The organism is Streptomyces sp. NPDC043870 (assembly GCF_056435785.1).
In genome coordinates this window covers 27,837-46,268 of the sequence record NZ_JBWKDT010000043.1, presented here as the reverse complement: position 1 = coordinate 46,268, position 18,432 = coordinate 27,837, and the positions used below count along the sequence as shown (strand labels likewise).

Here is an 18,432-nt window from a genome sequence, read left to right as displayed (position 1 = left end):
GGGGTCGGCCAACCCCAACCCCCCACACACCCCCCCCCCCCCCCCCCCCCCCTTTCCCCCCCCCCCCCCCCCCCCCCCCCCCCCCCCCCCCTCCACGGTCATGGGGGGCATGTCGCGTGCGCGGGCAGCCTCTTGCCGTGTGCGCCGGCGGTCTTGTTGCGCGTGCGCGGACCCCGGCGGGCATCTGCGGGGGCGTCCGTCTGCGTGCCCGCCCCGGGCGCGCCGCCCGGGCGACTACCCGCAGGTCCCGCCGTCCTCCGGCACTGTGCCGTCCAGCAGGTAACGGTCCACGATGTCCGTCACGCACCCGTTCTCCGGGCTGTAACCGCCGTGGCCCTCGCCCTTGTTGGTGAGCAGCACACCGACGCCCTCGCCCAGTTCGTCCGCCATCCGCCGCGCGCCCTCGTACGGCGTCGCCGGGTCGCCGGTCGTGCCGACGACCAGGATCGGGCCCGCACCCTTCGCGCTGGTCTCGGGTGTCACCCGCTCACCGGGCACCGGCCACTGCGCGCACCAGCCCGCCGTGTCCCACGCCAGGAACGGGCCGAACACCGGGGATATCCTCCGGAACTCCGGCAGCAGCCCCTTCGCCTGTGCCGGTGTCGGGCGCTGCTTGGTGTCCCGACGGGAGATCGCCCGCTGCGAGTGGCTCTGCGTCCCGTAACGGCCGTTCGCGTCACGGTCGTTGTACATATCGGCGAGCGACAGCAGTTTTGTGCCACGGCCGCTCTGCTCGGCCTCTTGGAGGCCCTGGGTGAGATCGGTCCACAGGCTCTTCGCGTACAGCGACAGGACGATGCCCGTGAGCGCGAGCCCCTCGGTCAGCTCCCGGTCGCTGTCGGTGGGCAGCGGCTTCTTGTCGATCCGCTCCAGCAGCGCCGCTATCCGCGCCGAACCCTCCTTGGGGTCCTGCCCCGTGCTCGTGAGGTAGTTGTCCAGGGCGCGCTGGAAGCCGGTGGTCTGGTTGCGCGCGTGGCCTATCGAGTCGGCCGTCGGGTCGACGACCGCGTCCAGTACCGTGCGCCCCACGTTCCCGGGGAACAGGTGGGCGTAGGTGCCGCCGAGCTCCGTACCGTACGAGATACCGAAGTAGTTGAGCTTGCGGTCGCCCAGCAGATGGCGGATGAGATCCATGTCGCGGGCGGCATCGGCCGTGCTGACGTGCGCGAGGACCTTGCCCGAGCGGCCGGCACAGCCCGCGCCGAAGTCCTTGGCGTCCTCGAAGTAGGCCGCTTCCTCGGCAGCGGTGTCGGGAGTGAGGTCGACGCGGGACGCCGCCTCGTCCTGCTCCTTGTCGCCCCGGCACACCACCCCGGAGCTGTCCGCGACCCCGCGCGGGTCGAAGCTCACCAGGTCGTAGCGGGCGTTGAGCTTCTGGTAGTCCACTGCGGCGCGCGGCAGCATGTCGACGCCGGAGCCGCCGGGGCCGCCGAAGTTGAAGAGCAGCGAACCGAGGCGCTTGTCCTTGTTCTGCGCCTCGCGGCGGATCAGCGCGATCGACAGCGTCTCGCCCTCGGGGGCGTCGTAGTCGAGCGGGACCTTCACCTTCGCGCAGGTCCAGCCCTCGCTCTCGCAGGGCTTCCAGTCGGGTCGCTGCTTCGTGAGCGCGTCGGGGAGGCCGTGAGCCGCGTCGCCGTCCTGCACCGGGGCGGGCTTCCCCGTCCCGGCCCTGTCGCCCGTGCCGGCACCGCCGGTGTCACAGGCCGTCAGCGCCCCGCCGGCCAGTGCCAGCGCGACGGCCGCCGCCAGCGCCCTCGTACGGAAAGACATTCCAGGCCCCCCGGGGGATTCACCCGACTGATTCGACTGATCCGCCATCCTAGGCGCCGCCACTGACAGTGACATCGAGAGCCCTGCCCCCGAGCCTATTTGCAGACGGTTCCCGCGGCCGGAACCTTGCCGTCCAGGAGGTACTGGTCCACGGCGGTCTTCACACAGGCACTTCCGCTGCTGTACGCCCCGTGGCCTTCGCCCTCGTACGTCAGGTCGATGCCGACGCCCTTCCCGAGCTCCTCGGCCATCGCCTTGGCGCCCGCGTAGGGAGTCGCCGGGTCCCCGGTGTTGCCGATGACGAGGATCGGGGCCGCCCCCGGCGCGCTGACATCGGGCGTGTCCCACTGCCCGTCCACCGGCCACTGGGAGCAGCCCATCAGGCCCCAGCCGAGGTAGTCGCCGAAGACGGGCGAGACCTTGTGGAACTCGGGGAGCTTGGCCTTCGTCTGCTCCAGCGTGTACCGCTCCTTGAAGTCGACGCAGTTGATCGCCGCGTTGGCCGCCTGGATGTTGCTGTACTGACCTTCCTGGTTGCGGCCGTTCATCGCGTCGGAGAGCGCGAGGAGCAGCGCCCCGTTGCCGCCGTCCGCCTCGTCGAGCCCCTGTTCCAGCAGCGGCCAGAACTTCTTGGAGTACAGGGCCTGGGCGATGCCGCTGGTCGCCTGGGTCTGGGTGAGCTCGCGGTCGCCGATTCCCCGGATCGGTTTCTTGTCGAGCCGGGCCAGCAGATCGACGATGAACTGCTGGATCTCCTCAGGGGTACTGCCCGGGAGCTTGCATTCGTCGCCGCGCGCGACGCAGTCCTTGGCGAAGTTGGTGAGGGCCAGCTGGAAGCCCTGGGTCTGGCCGAGCGCGCCCTGTTCCGGGTTGCTGGTGGGGTCGACGACGGCGTCGAAGACGGCCCGGCCGACGTTCTTCGGGAAGAGGTGCGCGTAGACGCCGCCGAGCTCGGTGCCGTACGAGATGCCGAAGTAGTGGAGCTTGTCGTCGCCGAGGACCTGGCGCATCAGGTCCATGTCGCGAGCCGCGTTGGTGGTGCCGACGTACGGCAGGTCCGCACCCGAGCGCTTCTCGCAGGCTTGGTCGTACGTACGGAGATTCTCCGTGAGCGCCTTCTCCTCGGCGGCGTCGTCCGGGGTGGCGTCCTGCGCGTAGTACTCGTCGAGCTGTTTGTCGTCGAGGCATTCGACGGCCTGGCTGCGCCCGACCCCGCGCGGGTCGAAGCTCACCAGGTCGTAGCGGGACCGCAGGCCCTCGAACTCGCTCGCGGCGGCCGGCAGGGTGCTGACCCCGGAGCCGCCGGGACCGCCGAAGTTGAAGATCAGGGAGCCGATCCGCCGGGACTCGTCACGGGCCCTCGCACGGATGAGGGCCAGCTCGATCGTCTCGCCGTCCGGATCGGCGTAGTCGCGCGGGGCATCCATGAAGGCGCACTCCCACGGTGTGCCGCCGGGCAGCGGTGAGGGCGCGGTCCCGCCGCCCTCGGCCTCAGAGGGTGCCGGACACGGCTGCCAGTCCAGTGTCTGGGCCGCGAGGTCCCGGTTCTGCTCCTTGCCCGTGCCTTCGCCGCCGCCCGAGCACCCGGCAGTGACGAGGAGTACGGCGGCGGTCGCGGCCGCGAGGACGGTCCCGGCCCGCCGGGCGGCGGACGCGCGCCGCGCGGCGCGGCTCCGGCCGACGGTGTCGTCCCAGGAGTCGAAGCCTGCCTGGTCGCCCGGACCGGGGCGTTCGGCCGGGTCGGCGGGATCGGGGATGTCGGCCGACCCGATGGCATCTCCCTGGGCGTCCTGGGCGTCGGAGCCCGTCGGATCCGCAGGCGCGGCCGCGTCAGCAATGGCCGCCGGGTCGGCGGCGTCCGTGTGTCGGCCGCTGTCGTCAGGTCCGGGGCCGTCGGCGGGGCAGCCGGTGGGGGAGGTCGGCATGACCCCATCCTGCGGCGCGGCGCGGCGGTCCGCCTGTCGACGGCGGGCCGTGGGCGTGCAGGGTGCGGTGAAAGGAGTATGTCGCTGTGAGGGTGCGCATCGCCGTGAGGGTGCGCATCGCCGTGAGGGTGCACGTCGCCGTGAGGGTGCACGTCGTCGTGAGGGCGCACCTTGCCGTGACTGTGCACGGCGATGCCCTCGCCCCTCAGGGCGCCTCGTTCCGGAGCGACTCCGGAGCCCGTCCGGCGGATCTTGACGGGCCCGCGACGCCCTGCTGATCCGGCCTGATCCGCAAGGCACTCCCTAGAGCGACCCCTTGCGGGTGAGCTGGTTGAAGGCCACCCACCCCGGCAGAACCGGCAGCCACAGCGTCATCAGCCGGTACAGCAGTACGGCGGGAGCCGCGACCTCGGGCGGCAGACCCACGGCGATCAGACCGATCGTCAGCGCACCCTCGACCGCCCCGATGCCGCCCGGCGTCGGCGCGGCCGACCCGAGGGCGCTGCCCGCGAGGAAGACCACGGCGATGCTGGCGTAGCTGAGCTGCTGATCCCCGTTGTCGAAGGCCCGGATCGAGGCGTCCAGGCACATCACGAACGTGCCGCTCAGCAGCAGCATCCCGCCGATGCCGGTGACCAGCTTCCCCGGCCGCTGGAGCACGTCCAGCATGCGCGGCACCACCCCGGCGAACAGCGACCGCAGCCTGGTCGCCACGAACTTCCGCAGGAACGGAATGGCCGTCACCACCAGCACCAGCACGGCCACGGTCAGCAGACCCGCGATGACCGTCCTGGAGGGTGTGAGCGACGACGTCTTCTCCGTACCCGTCAGATAGCCGAAGGACAGCAGCAGCAGAATGTGCGCGCCGAGACCGAAGAGCTGGGAGGCGCCGACGCTCGCCACGGCAAGCCCGGGACGGACACCGGAACGCTGCAGGAAGCGGGTGTTCAGCGCCACACCGCCGACCGCCGCCGGGGCGACGATCTTCACGAACGATCCGGCGACCTGGGCCACGACCGTCCGCAGGAACGACACCCGCTCCGGGACGAAGCCCAGCAGGCTCATCGCGGCCGCGATGTAGCTCAGCGCCGAGAAGAGGACCGCGGCGGCGACCCAGCCCCAGTGGGCTCGGGTGATCACACCGAGCTCGACGCTGGCGAGCTGCGACAGCAGGAAGTACGCGGCGATGGCTCCGGCGATCAGGCTGACCAGTGTGCGCGGCTTGATCCGCTCCAGCCGGGCCGGCTCGACCGGCGCCTGCGGCCGGATCAACAGCACCTGGTGGCGGATCTGGGCGAGCAGGTCCTCCTCGCGGGCCTCGTCCAGCGCCTCGTCCAGGGCGCGCTTCTCGGCCTGCTTCTCGGCGCGCAGCGACTTGCGGGTGGCCTTCTTGCCGGCCTTGTCGGTCCTGTCGCCGCTCTCGGCGCCTTCGACGGTCGCCTCGGCCCTGGCCTGCCTGGCCGACTCCGACGCCGCCAGCACCGCCTCACGCTCGCGCTGCGAACGTTCCCGGGCGAGCCGCCGCAGTGTTGCCCGTGTGGAGCGGCTGAGCGCGATCGGCTGCAGCAGCGGAAGACAGTCCGCGACCGCGTCCGGACCGAGCACCTCGACCGCCGCGGCCACCGCGCGCTCGGCGCCGACCCGCAGTCCCAGAGTGGCCAGCAGCTGGGCGATGTCCATGCGCAGCACCACATCGCCGGCCGCGATCTCACCGCCGCGCAGATCGGTCAGCACGACCTTGCCGGAACGATCCACCAGAATCGCGTCGCCCGTGAGCCTGCGGTGCGCGATACGCCGCGATTGCAGCGCCCGCACCTGCTCGAAGGCACCGCGCACCACGTCGTCGGTGATCTCCTTGTCCGCCATGGAGTCCAGGGAGTGCCCGCCGAGGTGCTCGTACACCAGGATCACGGCGTCCGGGCCGAGCTCGGACGTGGCGATCAGCTTGGGTGCGTTGGCCCCGGCGGCGATCGCGGCGTACGCGAGCAGCGCCTCCTGCTCCAGCGCCTGCCGCAGCGACTGGATGGAACGGCGTGTGGTGATGCCGCGCAGCGTCAGCCGGCGCCACACCCGGTAGAAGTAGCCCTGCGCCTGCTGCTCACGGTCGACGACGGTGACATCGAGCGGTGGGCCGTCCTCCAGAGTGACCAGATAGCGGCGGCCGCGGTCGCCCTGGTCCGCCGAGTCCGGTACGTCCTCGGCGCGCATCGCGGTGACCGGACGGAAACCGACATGGCGCAGACCGGCCAGCAGGGTCTGGCCGGTGGGCCGCACGTTCGGCGAGCCGACGGCGTAGAGCGTGCCGTACGCGACGGACCAGCCGATCAGCACGGTGAGGATGATCGAGAACGGGGTGGTGTAGCCCGCCACCAGCATCGCGAAGGCGTCGAGCAGCAGCACACCCCACAGCGCCACCCGCCAGCGAGGCCGTCTGGCCATGCCGACCGCCGTCATATAGGCGATCACGGGTGCGAGATAGCCATGGACGGGATCGGTCAGACCGCCGCCGGTCTGCGGCTGGGTCAGCGCGTCCTGGATCTGGCCGGGCGCTGCCTTGGCGACCCAGAGGTCGGTGGCGAGAGTCACTCCGTGGGCGAGGACGGCGGCGAGGACGCCGTCCGCGATCCGCAGGCCGTCCCGTTTGATCAGTCGCTCGATCGCGAAGGCGACCGGGACGAGCAGAACGGCGATGCTGGAGACCAGGCCGGCGAGCTTGACCAGCACGTCGGGGGCCTGGCCGGTGCCCTTGGAGATGTCCTGTTCCAGACCGGACGTGGTGCCGTGGGCGAAGGCGGCGAGGCCGAGGACGACGGCGATCGCCAGGATGCCGGTGAGCAGCCGCGTCAGATCGGAGGGGCGGTGCACGCGCGCCGGGAGGAGGGGCTCGTCCCCGGAGAGCCGGTCGACGTGCGCTGCGTCATCGCTTTCGTCGCTGTCGTCGCCGGCTGTGCGTTCGGCGGTGGCTGCGTCGGTGCCTCGCACCGGTGCGTCCTTGTGGCCGGAGGGCGGCGCGTCAGGGCTGTGGGTGCGGTCGGGCGTACGGCCGTGCGTGCGGCTGGACGTGCCCGAGTGCTGCCCGGGATCTCCGGGGTGCGAGACGGCCTGTTCGTGGCGCGGTCCGGTTGTGTCGCGCGGTTCGGCTCCGGGCTGGGACCCGGCCCGGTCCTTGCGCGGTTCCGCGGCTCCCCCGCGTGCTTCGGCGGATTCCGGGCGCGACTCGGAGCCGGAGGTGCTCGCCGCCGCAGGAGGCTGCACGTCCTGCTCCTTCGTCGTGTCTGTCTCTTCTTGATCTCGTATCACCAGTCACCGCCCGGACGATGGTGGCATGGCTGGCTGACAGCGGGGGGCATCAGGGTGCAATGCGAGGGCGTGAGCTGTACCAGATACGCCTCTTTGCCTGCGTACGTACGCTGCGTGACGGGCCGGCGCCACTGTCGGTCCCATGGTGCAGGATGGGCCGGATGAGCGATGAGGTGCCGGGACTTCCGGAGTACGCGGAGCGGGTGCTCGATGCCGCCGAGCACATCCCGCCGGGCCGTGTCATGACGTACGGCGATGTCGCGGAGTGGCTCGGTGAGGGAGGACCGCGCCAGGTCGGCCGCGTCATGGCGCTCTACGGAGGGGCCGTGCCGTGGTGGCGCGTGGTGCGGGCGGACGGCGTCCTGCTGCCGGGCCACGAGCTGAGGGCGCTGCAGCACTACCGTGCGGAGGGCACCCCGCTGCGGGAGGCGTCGCGCGGCGCGGACGACCATGTGCCGCGCCTCGACATGAGGCGGGCGCGCTGGGACGGTGGCGCGGGCACGGCGGACACAGGAGCTCACACCTGACAGCTTCCGCCATTCGGCGGTGCGATGAGTCATCCGGTTCCCGTACGGAGTATCCGGTGCGCTCAGGACCGGACTCCCTGCGACCCGGGCGCCGCCTGGCGTAGCGTCGTCAGAACCGCCTTCGGCACCCTCGTACCCTCGCGGCCCGCGCTTGCGCACCGGCCCCCTCACCACCAGCACACCCACCAGGACCGGCGATCCACGTGAGCTCCTCCTCTTCCAACGGGCGTACACCGCACCGTCGGGCACGGCAGGGGGTCCCCCCACGCCCGCAGGGGCCCAGAGGGAGGACCCCGGGCGCGTACCGACTGGTGCGTACCACGCCGGGCCCGGTGGATCCCCCTCTCCTGGACGCGGCACAGCGCGCGGTGGTTGACCATGAACAGGGTCCGCTGCTCGTGCTGGCGGGACCGGGGACGGGGAAGACGACGACCCTGGTCGAGGCGGTGGCGGCACGGATCGCGCGGGGCGCGGATCCGGAGCGGCTCCTGGTGCTCACCTTCAGCCGCAAGGCGGCGGTGGAACTGCGCGACCGTATGGCCCTGCGACTCGGAGGGGCGCGGGCGCCGCAGGCCACCACCTTCCACTCGTACTGCTACGCGCTCGTCCGCGCGCACCAGGACGCCGACCTGTTCGCCGAACCGCTGCGGCTGCTGTCCGGTCCGGAGCAGGACGTGGCCGTACGCGACCTGCTGGCCGGGCAGCTCGACCTGGAGCGTGAGGGGCGGGCCGGGGCGCGCTGGCCCGCCGAGCTGAGGGCATGCCTCACCACGCGCGGTTTCGCGGACGAGGTACGGGCCGTGCTCGCCCGGAGCCGGGAGCTGGGTCTCGGCCCGGACGCGCTGGCGGCCTTCGCCCGGCTCACGGGGCGCCCCGACTGGGGGGCCGCCGCAGCGTTCCTCGCCGAATATCTGGACGTCCTGGACCTGCAGGGCGTCCTCGACTACGCGGAACTGGTCCACCGGGCATCGCTCCTCGCCGAACGGCCCGGGACCTGCGACGGGCTCGCCGCGCGGTACGACGCCGTGTTCGTCGACGAGTACCAGGACACCGATCCGGCGCAGGTCCGGCTGCTGCGGGCACTGGCCGGGCACGGCCGCACCCTGATCGCCCTCGGCGATCCCGACCAGTCCATCTACGCTTTCCGGGGCGCGGACGTGAATGGCATCCTCGACTTCCCCGGCACCTTCCGCCGCGCGGACGGGCGCCCGGCGCCGGTCGCGGTCCTCACGACGTCCCGCCGCTCGGGGGCCACGCTGCTGTCGGCGACCCGTCTGCTCACCCAGCGCATGCCGCTCACCCGGCTGCCCTCGGACAAGGTCCGCGCCCACCGAGAGCTCACCCCGGTCCGCGCGGGCGGTCGCGTCGAGGCGTACACGTACCCCACCGCCTCCACGGAACTCGACAACATCGCGGACATCCTCCGCCGCGCCCACCTCGAAGAGGGCGTCCCCTGGAACGACATGGCCGTCCTCGTCCGCGCCGGCGCCCGCACCCTCCCGTCCGCCCGCCGCGCCCTCACCGCCGCCGGTGTCCCGGTCGAAACGGACGGTGACGACATCCCCCTGCGCCACGAACCCGCAGTGGCCCCCCTCCTGACGGCCCTCCGCACCGCCGCCACGGCGACGACCACCCCGGCCCCCGGCGCGCCCGCCGATCCCGCCGGCCGGCCCGCGGGTACGACGGTCCCGGCGCAGCAGCCCGCAGGTGAGACTGTCCCGGCGCAGCAGCCCGCGGGGCACCTGCCCGACGAGGACACCCCTGCCCCGGGTGATGGCCCGGGCGACGAGCCCGGCACGCCGGGGCCCGGGTTCCGGGAAGGCGGGGATCTCCCCGCGCAGGGGGAGGGGAGCGGAACCGCCTCCGGCACCACCGCCCTGCACCCCACCTGGCTCGACCCCGAAACCGCCGTCACCCTCCTCACCTCACCCCTCGGCGGCATGGACACCGCCGACATCCGCCGCCTCGGCCGCGCCCTCCGCGACGAGGAGCGCGCCGCGGGCAATCGCGTGCCGCCGCCCTCCGACCTGCTCATCGCCCGCGCCCTTGCCGAGCCCGAGCGGCTCACCGCGCACGATCCCGCCTACGCCCGCGGCGCCCAGCGCCTGGGCACGCTGCTGCGCAAGGCCCGCGAGCTCCTCGACGGCGGTGGCACCGCCGAAGAGGCCCTGTGGGAGCTCTGGACCGGCACCCCCTGGCCGCAGCGACTGGAGCGCGCGGCGCTCAGGGGCGGCGCGGCCGGCCGCAACGCCGACCGCGACCTCGACGCCGTCTGCGCGCTCTTCGAAACCGCTGCCCGCGCGGAAGAGCGCAGCGGCGGCCGCGGCGCCCTCAACTTCCTGGACGAGCTGGAGGCCCAGGACATCGCCGCCGACACGCTCACCCGGCGCCCGGAACGCCCCGCCGCGGTACGCCTCATGACCGCCCACCGCTCCAAGGGCCTCGAATGGGGCCTCGTCGTCGTCGCCGGCGTCCAGGAAGGTCTCTGGCCCGACCTGCGCCGCCGTGGCTCCCTCCTCGAAGCCGACCGGATCGGCCGCGACGGCCTCGCCGAACCCCTCACTCCCGGCGCCCTCCTCGCCGAGGAGCGCCGCCTCTTCTACGTCGCCGCCACCCGCGCCCGCGACCGCCTCGTCGTCACCGCCGTCAAGGCACCCGCCGACGACGGTGATCAGCCCTCCCGCTTCCTCACCGAGCTCGGTGCGGAGCCGAAGGACATCACCGGCCGCCCCCGCCGCCCCCTCGCCGTCGCCCCCCTCGTCGCCGAACTCCGCGCCACCACCGTCGACCCCGAAGCGAGCCCGGCGCTGCGCGACGCCGCCGCCCGCCGCCTCGCCCGCCTTGCCGCGCTCACGGACGACGAGGGCCAGCCGCTGGTCCCCGCCGCCCATCCGTACCGTTGGTGGGGGTTGAACGAACCGACCCACAGCGGCGTTCCGCTCCGCGACCGCAACCACCCCGTCACCCTCTCGGGCAGTGCCCTCGACCAGCTCGCCAACACCTGCGCGCTGCAGTGGTTCCTGGGCCGCGAGGTCAAGGCGGACGCCCCCGCCACCGCCGCCCAGGGATTCGGGAACGTCGTCCACGTCCTCGCCGACGAGGTCGCCTCGGGTCGCACCCCCGCCGATCTCGCCGTCCTCATGGAGCGCCTCGACTCCGTCTGGGACGCGCTCGTCTTCGACGCCCCCTGGAAGTCCCAGCAGGAGAAGGAGCACGCGCGCGTGGCGCTCGAACGCTTCCTGCGCTGGCACGTCACGGACCGCGGCGGGCGCACCTCCGCCGCCACCGAGCACGACTTCGACGTGACCCTCGAAGCGGGCGCGTACGAGGTACGGATCCGCGGTTCCATGGACCGTGTCGAGCAGGACGAGCACGGCCGGGCGTACGTCGTCGACTTCAAGACCGGGAAACAGGCACCCACCAAGGACGAGGTCGCCCACCATCCCCAGCTCGCCGTCTATCAGCTGGCGGTACGCGAGGGCGCGGTCGACGAGGTCTTCGACGGCCGCCGCCCCGAACCCGGCGGCGCCGAACTCGTACAGCTGCGCCAGCCCGCCCCCAGGAAGGAGGGGGGAGACGCCCTGCCGAGGGTCCAGGCGCAGGAGCCGCTCGCGGGGGAGTGGGTCGGCGAGCTGCTCGCCACCGCCGCCGGACGCGTACTCGACGAACGCTTCACCCCGAACACGGGCACCCACTGCGGCCATTGCGCCTTCCGGGCGTCGTGCAGCGCCCGGCCCGAGGGCCGGCACATCGTCGAATAGCACCTCCCCGGAAGGTGTGGCGTGAATCACGCGGTTTCCGTGCATCCAAAGCCGGCTCACAGCAGTCGCACAACAACGCGATAAGCGATTCCTGCTGGGAGAGACAAATGATGGCCAACCGGAAGTTTCTGGTCTCGGCGGTTGCGTGTGCGGCCCTGACCGCCACCCTCGTCGGCTGCTCCAAGGACGGAGGTGGCAAGGACGCGGGCTCCAAGGGCAAGTCCGACCGGACGGTCAGCGAGTCCCCGAAGGCACCCGAGCCGTTCGCCGGTCTGACCGGGCAGCAGATCGCCGACAAGGCGGTGGAGGCCACCAAGGCCGCCTCGTCCCTCAAGGTCGCCGGCTCGGGCAAGGACGACGGCAAGCAGCTGGCGATCGAGTTCGCCCTCAGCAAGCAGGGCAACTGCAAGGGAAAGATGGGCTACGCCGGTTCCGGCCAGGCCGAGTTCCTCGTGCTCAACAAGGTCATGTACATGAAGGGCGACGAGGCGTTCTACAAGGCCATGGGCAAGGAGGAGGGCTCCTCCGCGGAGGAGACCGCCGCCATGACCGAGATGCTCAAGGGCCGCTGGATGAAGATCCCGGCCGATGAGGACGCGGCCAAGGACATGGGCGGTGCCTGTGACCTCGACGGCCTCATCGACGAGATGGAGGACGGCAGTACGGCCAACGTCACCAAGGGGCAGCTCACCGAGGTCAACGGCCAGAAGGCGATCACGCTGACGGAGAAGGACGGTTCGGAGACGCACACCATCTACGTCGCCGCCGAGGGCAAGCCGTACTTCCTCAAGGTCGTCACCACGGGCGGCGACGAGCCCGGCACCATGACCTTCAGCGACTACGACAAGCCCGTCGCGGCCACTCCTCCGCCGGCCGGCGAGGTGGTCGACCTGGAGAAGATGATGGGCGGCGCCGGAAGCGCCTGACGTCCGGCAGACGGGGACCACCGACTGTCGGTGGTCCCCGTTAGCCTCTCTGGGGTGTCCGCACGCATCACCGACCCCGAGCAGCTCAAGGAGCTCCTCGGCATCCCGTTCACCCCGGAGCAGACGGCCTGCGTCACCGCACCGCCCGCCCCGCAGGTCGTCGTGGCCGGAGCAGGTTCGGGAAAGACGACGGTGATGGCGGCCCGGGTGGTGTGGCTCGTGGGCACCGGCCAGGTCGCCCCGGAACAGGTCCTCGGCCTGACCTTCACCAACAAGGCGGCGGGTGAGCTCGCCGAGCGCGTCCGCACGGCGCTCGTACGGGCCGGGGTCACCGACCCCGACACCATCGACCCGGACAACCCGCCGGGCGAGCCGCGTATCTCCACGTACCACGCCTTCGCCGGACAGCTCCTCACGGACCACGGCCTGCGCATCGGCCTCGAGCCGACGACGCGGCTCCTCGCCGACGCCACCCGCTTCCAGCTCGCCGCGCGGGTGCTGCGCGAAGCCCCGGGACCGTACCCCGCGCTGACCAAGTCCTTCCCCTCCCTGGTCAGCGATCTGCTCGCGCTCGACGCCGAGCTCGCGGAGCATCTGGTACGCCCCGAGCAGCTCCGCGCCCACGACTCCGCACTGCTGCACACCCTGGAGACCGCGAAGCTCACCAACGCCGAGCTGCGCAAGGTCCCCGAGGCCGCCGCGGCCCGGCGCGAGCTCCTGGACCTGACCGAGCGCTACCGCGCGGCCAAGCGCGCCCGCGACCTGCTCGACTTCGGCGACCAGATCGCGCTCTCGGCGGAGCTCGCGCTCACCCGCCCCGAGGTCGGCCGGATCCTGCGCGACGAATTCCGGGTGGTCCTGCTCGACGAGTACCAGGACACCTCCGTGGCTCAGCGGCTGCTGCTCTCCGGCCTCTTCGGCGCCGGCACCGGTCACCCCGTCACCGCCGTCGGTGACCCCTGTCAGGCGATCTACGGCTGGCGCGGCGCGTCCGTCGCCAACCTGGACGATTTCCCCGAGCATTTCCCGTACGCGGACGGCACCCCCGCCACCCGCCTCGCGCTGAGCGAGAACCGCCGCAGCGGAGGCCGTCTCCTGGACCTCGCCAACGGTCTCGCGGAGCCCCTGCGCGCCCGGCACGAAGGCGTCGAGGCACTGCGCCCCGCCCCCGGGGCCGAGCGCGACGGCGCCGTCCGCATCGCCCTCCTGGACACCCACGCGGAGGAGATCGCCTGGCTCGCCGACGCGATCGCCCATCTCGTGCGCACCGGCAAGGAGCCCGGCGAGATCGCCGTCCTGTGCCGCACGGCGGGGGACTTCGCCGAGATCCAGGGCGCCCTCGTCGCCCGCGACATCCCCGTCGAAGTGGTCGGCCTGTCCGGGCTGCTGCATCTGCCGGAGGTCGCCGACCTCGTCGCCGTCTGCGAGGTCCTGCAGGACCCGGGGGCCAACGCCTCGCTGGTACGGCTGCTCACCGGCCCCCGCTGGCGCATCGGCCCCCGCGACCTGGCGCTGCTGGGCCGCCGCGCCCGGCTCCTCGTGCACCGCGCGGACGACGGCACCGACCCCGACCAGCGCCTCGCCGCGGCTGTCGAAGGCACCGATCCGGCCGAGGTGATCTCCCTCGCCGACGCGCTCGACACATTCCTCGAATCGAACGACACGGACGACGGCCTGCCGTTCTCCGCCGAGTCCCGCGTCCGATTCGCCCGCCTCGCCACCGAGCTGCGCGAACTCCGGCGCTCCCTCGCCGACCCGCTGATGGACGTGCTCCACCGCGTCCTCGCCAGCACCGGTCTGGAGGTCGAGCTCTCCGCGTCACCCCACGCCCTGGCCGCCCGCCGCCGCGAAACCCTCGCCAACTTCCTGGACACAGCGGCCTCCTTCGCCTCACTGGACGGCGAAGCGACCCTGCTCGCCTTCCTCGGCTTCCTGCGCACCGCCGAGCAGTACGAGAAGGGCCTCGACAACGCCCTGCCGGGCGGGGAGAACACGGTGAAGGTGCTCACCGCCCACAAGTCGAAGGGACTCGAATGGGACGTCGTCGCCGTCCCGGGACTGGTCGCCGACCAGTTCCCGAGCACCCGCGCCCGCGAATCCTGGACCTCCCAGGCCAAGGTCCTGCCGCACGCGCTGCGCGGTGACGCCGACACGCTCCCGGACATCACCTCCTGGGACGCGAAGAGCCTCAAGGCCTTCAAGGACGAGATGAAGGACCATCAGCACACGGAAGAACTCCGCCTGGGCTATGTGACCTTCACCCGCCCCCGCTCCCTCCTGCTCGGCTCGGCCCACTGGTGGGGCCCGACCCAGAAGCGCCGCCGCGGTCCGTCCGCCTTCCTGCACGCCCTGTACGACCACTGCGCGGCGGGCCATGGCGAGATCGAGGCATGGGTCGAAGAGCCCCCGGAGGACGCCGAGAACCCCGCACTCCAGGAGAGAGCGGCCGAGCACGCCTGGCCCCTGCCCCTGGACTCCGCGGCGATGGTCCGCCGCCGCGCGGCCGCGGATCTGGTACTGGCGCACCTGGACGCGCTCTCGGCGGATGCGTCGAATGAGTCGGATGCATCGGACGCGTCGGACGCGTCGGATCAGCTGGACGAGCGGGAGCAGCCGGACGAGCCGGAGGCGCCTCAGGACGACCTCTGGCCGGATGACGAACAGCCTTGGGGCGACGAGGAGCCCTGGGACGGTGAACCGGCCTGGGACGACGAATCGGCCTGGGAGGGCGAGCTCGCGCCGGGCGTCGTTGATCGCCGGCTGTTGCACGAGGGGCCGCAGGCCGAAGGCAGCCCCTCCGATCCGATCGACCCGTCCGATCCGTCGGACCCGTCGGACCCGTCCTCTCCGTTCGGCCCGTACAGCCGGCCCGGTCATGCCGGCGATCGCCCGGAGGGCGGCCGGGGCGGCGCGAGCTCGCCCCCGGTTCCGGGGAGAAACCGGGCGGGGGAGGTCTCCCCGCGCCTCCCCGCCCAGCGTGGCGAGCCACTCACCCCCGAGGACGCCCGGGCCATCGCCTCCTGGGACCGGGATCTCGACGCGCTCACCGGCGAGCTGCGCCGCGCCCGCGCCGCCGTACGCGACGTACCCGTACCGCCGTCGCTGTCCGCGTCCCAGCTGCTGCGGCTCGCCGCCGACCCCGACGGCTTCGCCCAGGAGCTGGCCCGCCCCATGCCGCGCCCTCCGCAGCGGGCCGCGCGCCGCGGCACCCGCTTCCACGCCTGGGTGGAGTCGCGCTTCGAGGAGCTGCCGCTGCCCATGCTCGGGCCGGACGAGCTGCCCGGCGGTGACCCGGAGGAGGCCGAGATCGCCGACGAACGGGATCTCGCCGCGCTCAAGGAGGCGTTCGAGCGCACCCCGTACGCCCGCCGCACCCCCTACCGCGTGGAAGTGCCCATCCAGCTCACCCTCGCCGGCCGCGTCGTCCGGGGCCGTATCGACGCCGTCTACCGCGACGAGACGACCGGTGCGTACGAGATCGTGGACTGGAAGACCAGCCGGGCCCGCGATGCCGACCCGCTCCAGCTCGCCGTCTACCGCCTCGCCTGGGCCGAGCAGCACGGCCTCCCGCCCGAATCCGTCGCGGCCGCCTTCGTCTATGTACGCACAGGTGAGGTCGTCCACCCCGGCGGCCTGCCCGGCAGGGCAGGCCTGGAGCGCATCCTTCTGGAGGATCCGGAGCGGGGTTCGGAGCCGGACCCGGAGCACGATCCGGAGCAGGACCCCGTGCCGCAACCGGTCCCCGACCGGGCCGGCGAACCCGCCCCGGGCGCCGGATAGGCTCAAGGCCATGAGCGACACCCCGGACACCGCCGTCCGTACGTACCTGGAGCAGCACCGCGCGGCCTTCCTCGACGACCTCGCCGACTGGCTGCGCATCCCGTCCGTCTCCGCCCAGCCGGAGCACGACGCGGACGTACGGCGCAGCGCGGACTGGCTGGCGGCGAAGCTCAAGGAGACCGGCTTCCCGACCGTCGAGATCTGGACCCCTTCTGATTCAAAGACTGGGTCCGGTTCTGATTCAAAGACTGGGTCCGGCGCGCCCGCCGTCTTCGCCGAGTGGCCGTCCGGCGACCCGGACGCCCCCACCGTGCTGGTCTACGGCCACCACGACGTCCAGCCCGCCGCCCGTGAGGACGGCTGGCACACCGACCCGTTCGAACCGGTCGTGAAGGACGGCCGGATGTACGGCCGGGGCGCCGCCGACGACAAGGGCCAGGTCTTCTTCCACACCCTCGGAGTGCGTGCGCACCTCGCCGCCACCGGCCGCACCACCCCCGCCGTCAACCTGAAGCTCCTCGTCGAGGGTGAGGAGGAGTCCGGCTCGCCGCACTTCCGCGCCCTCGTGGAGCAGCACAGGGACCGCCTCACCACCGACGTCGTGATCGTCTCCGACACCGGCATGTGGTCCGAGACCACCCCCACCGTCTGCACCGGCATGCGCGGCGTCGCCGACTGCGAGATCGAGCTGTACGGCCCCGACCAGGACATCCACTCCGGTTCCTTCGGCGGCGCGGTGCCCAATCCGGCCACGGCCGCCGGCCGCCTCGTCGCCGCGCTGCACGACGAGAACGAGCGCGTCACGATCCCCGGCTTCTACGACGGCATCGCGGAGCTGACCGACACCGAGCGCGAGCTCCTCGCGGAGCTGCCCTTCGACGAGGCCGAGTGGCTGCGTACGGCGAAGTCGTACGGGACGCTCGGAGAGGCCGGCTACTCCACACTGGAGCGCATCTGGGTCCGGCCGACCGCCGAGGTCAACGGCATCGGCGGCGGGTACCAGGGCCCCGGCGGAAAGACGATCATCCCGTCCTCCGCCCACCTGAAGCTCTCGTTCCGGCTGGTCGCCGGACAGGAACCGGACCGGATCGAGGAAGCGATCCGCACCTGGGTCGCCTCCCGGATTCCGGCCGGCATCCGCCACGAGATCACTTTCGGCGCCGCGACCCGCCCCTGCCTCACGCCGCTGGACCACCCCGCCCTCCAGGCCGTCGCCCGCTCCATGGGGCGCGCGTTCGACGGGCAGAAGATCCGCTTCACGCGCGAGGGCGGCTCCGGACCCGCCGCCGACCTCCAGGACGTGCTCGGTGCCCCCGTGCTCTTCCTGGGTATCTCCGTACCGTCCGACGGATGGCACGCGCCGAACGAGAAGGTCGAGCTGAACCTGCTGCTCAAGGGTGTCGAGACCACCGCCCACCTGTGGGGCGATCTGGCCGGCGCCCTCCACTGACAGACCACCGAATCACCCCGGGGGAGTTGGAAGTACCTGTGAGCACCTTCAATTACGTCGCCGACGGCCGTCCCATCAGCCTCACCGCGCCGAGCGGCATCGACCGCGCGGCGCACCACCGACTCGACGAGGCCTGGCTGGCGGCGGCATGGAGCCACCCGACGACCCGGGTGTTCGTCGTCTCCGGCGGACAGGTGCTCATCGACGACACCCCCGACGGCCGCACCGAACTCGTCATGACCCCGGCCTTCGAGGCCCCCGTCACGGAGACCCACCGCTACTTCCTGGGCACCGACGAGGAGGGCGTCAGCTACTTCGCGCTGCAGAAGGACGCCCTCCCCGGGCGCATGGACCAGTCCGCGCGGGCCGCCGGGCTGCGCGAGGCCGGACTGCTCCTGTCCCCGCGGGACGCCGGTCTGATGGTGCACGCGGTCGCACTCGAGAACTGGCAGCGGCTGCACCGCTTCTGCTCACGTTGCGGCGAGCGCACGGTCATCGCGGCCGCGGGCCACATCCGCCGCTGCCCGGCCTGTGGAGCCGAGCACTACCCGCGTACCGACCCCGCCGTGATCATGCTCGTCACCGACGAGGAGGACCGCGCGCTCCTCGGGCGCCAGGTCCACTGGCCCGAAGGCCGTTTCTCCACGCTCGCCGGCTTCGTCGAGCCCGGCGAGTCGATCGAGCAGTCCGTGATCCGCGAGGTGTACGAGGAAGCCGGCGTCACCGTCGGCGACGTCGAGTACGTCGCCAGCCAGCCCTGGCCCTTCCCGTACAGCCTGATGCTGGGCTTCATGGCCCGCGCCACCTCGTCGGAGATCAACGTGGACGGTGAGGAGATCCACGAGGCCCGCTGGTTCTCGCGGGAAGACCTGCGGGCCGCCTTCGAGTCCGGGGAGGTACTGCCTCCCTACGGAATCTCGATTGCGGCCCGCCTCATCGAGCTCTGGTACGGCAAGCCCCTGCCGAAGCCGGGCTCCGCCGTCTGACGGCACC

General features: G+C 72.3%; 9 protein-coding genes. 6 read left to right on the top strand and 3 right to left on the bottom strand.

Going from position 1 to position 18,432, the window contains the following annotated elements; translation table 11 throughout:
• Nucleotides 1-234: 234 nt before the first annotated feature.
• From AC0699_RS33385 to AC0699_RS33375, 3 genes are all read right to left on the bottom strand, one after another.
• Nucleotides 235-1,770, bottom strand: a complete 1,536-nt coding sequence (locus AC0699_RS33385; protein ID WP_478667867.1) for an alpha/beta hydrolase — start codon at nt 1,768-1,770, stop codon at nt 235-237.
• A 95-nt stretch (nt 1,771-1,865) separates the two neighbouring features.
• The gene (locus tag AC0699_RS33380; RefSeq protein ID WP_478667866.1) at nt 1,866-3,695 is read right to left on the bottom strand and encodes an alpha/beta hydrolase; all 1,830 of its coding nucleotides are present in this window, start codon (nt 3,693-3,695) and stop codon (nt 1,866-1,868) included.
• A gap of 303 nt (nt 3,696-3,998) precedes the next feature.
• Nucleotides 3,999-6,950 (bottom strand): lysylphosphatidylglycerol synthase domain-containing protein, encoded by a 2,952-nt coding sequence (locus tag AC0699_RS33375; protein WP_478667865.1) that lies wholly within the window; start codon nt 6,948-6,950, stop codon nt 3,999-4,001.
• 206 nt (nt 6,951-7,156) lie between these two features.
• On the opposite strand from AC0699_RS33375, the gene AC0699_RS33370 reads away from it, so the two are divergent.
• The 6 genes from AC0699_RS33370 to nudC all read left to right on the top strand — a co-directional run bounded on the left by AC0699_RS33370 (nt 7,157) and on the right by nudC (nt 18,425).
• The gene (locus tag AC0699_RS33370) at nt 7,157-7,522 is read left to right on the top strand and encodes an MGMT family protein (RefSeq protein WP_478667864.1); all 366 of its coding nucleotides are present in this window, start codon (nt 7,157-7,159) and stop codon (nt 7,520-7,522) included.
• Nucleotides 7,523-7,725: 203 nt separating this feature from the next.
• Nucleotides 7,726-11,283 (top strand): ATP-dependent helicase, encoded by a 3,558-nt coding sequence (locus AC0699_RS33365; RefSeq protein WP_478667863.1) that lies wholly within the window; start codon nt 7,726-7,728, stop codon nt 11,281-11,283.
• Nucleotides 11,284-11,390: 107 nt separating this feature from the next.
• The gene (locus AC0699_RS33360) at nt 11,391-12,209 is read left to right on the top strand and encodes a hypothetical protein (protein ID WP_478667862.1); all 819 of its coding nucleotides are present in this window, start codon (nt 11,391-11,393) and stop codon (nt 12,207-12,209) included.
• 54 nt (nt 12,210-12,263) lie between these two features.
• Nucleotides 12,264-15,989, top strand: coding sequence for a UvrD-helicase domain-containing protein (locus AC0699_RS33355; RefSeq protein WP_478667861.1), 3,726 nt, complete (start codon nt 12,264-12,266; stop codon nt 15,987-15,989).
• Between the two features lie 10 nt (nt 15,990-15,999).
• The gene (locus AC0699_RS33350; RefSeq protein WP_478667860.1) at nt 16,000-17,439 is read left to right on the top strand and encodes a dipeptidase; all 1,440 of its coding nucleotides are present in this window, start codon (nt 16,000-16,002) and stop codon (nt 17,437-17,439) included.
• A 38-nt stretch (nt 17,440-17,477) separates the two neighbouring features.
• Nucleotides 17,478-18,425, top strand: a complete 948-nt coding sequence (gene nudC, locus AC0699_RS33345; RefSeq protein ID WP_478667859.1) for an NAD(+) diphosphatase — start codon at nt 17,478-17,480, stop codon at nt 18,423-18,425.
• Nucleotides 18,426-18,432: the final 7 nt, after the last annotated feature.

What these genes read in the sequence shown, in the direction of transcription:
- AC0699_RS33385 (WP_478667867.1), bottom strand. Translation starts at nt 1,770, where the DNA reads ATGTCTTTCCGTACGAGGGCGCTGGCGGCGGCCGTCGCGCTGGCACTG.
- AC0699_RS33380 (WP_478667866.1), bottom strand. Translation starts at nt 3,695, where the DNA reads ATGCCGACCTCCCCCACCGGCTGCCCCGCCGACGGCCCCGGACCTGAC.
- AC0699_RS33370 (WP_478667864.1), top strand. Translation starts at nt 7,157, where the DNA reads ATGAGCGATGAGGTGCCGGGACTTCCGGAGTACGCGGAGCGGGTGCTC.
- AC0699_RS33360 (WP_478667862.1), top strand. Translation starts at nt 11,391, where the DNA reads ATGATGGCCAACCGGAAGTTTCTGGTCTCGGCGGTTGCGTGTGCGGCC.
- AC0699_RS33350 (WP_478667860.1), top strand. Translation starts at nt 16,000, where the DNA reads ATGAGCGACACCCCGGACACCGCCGTCCGTACGTACCTGGAGCAGCAC.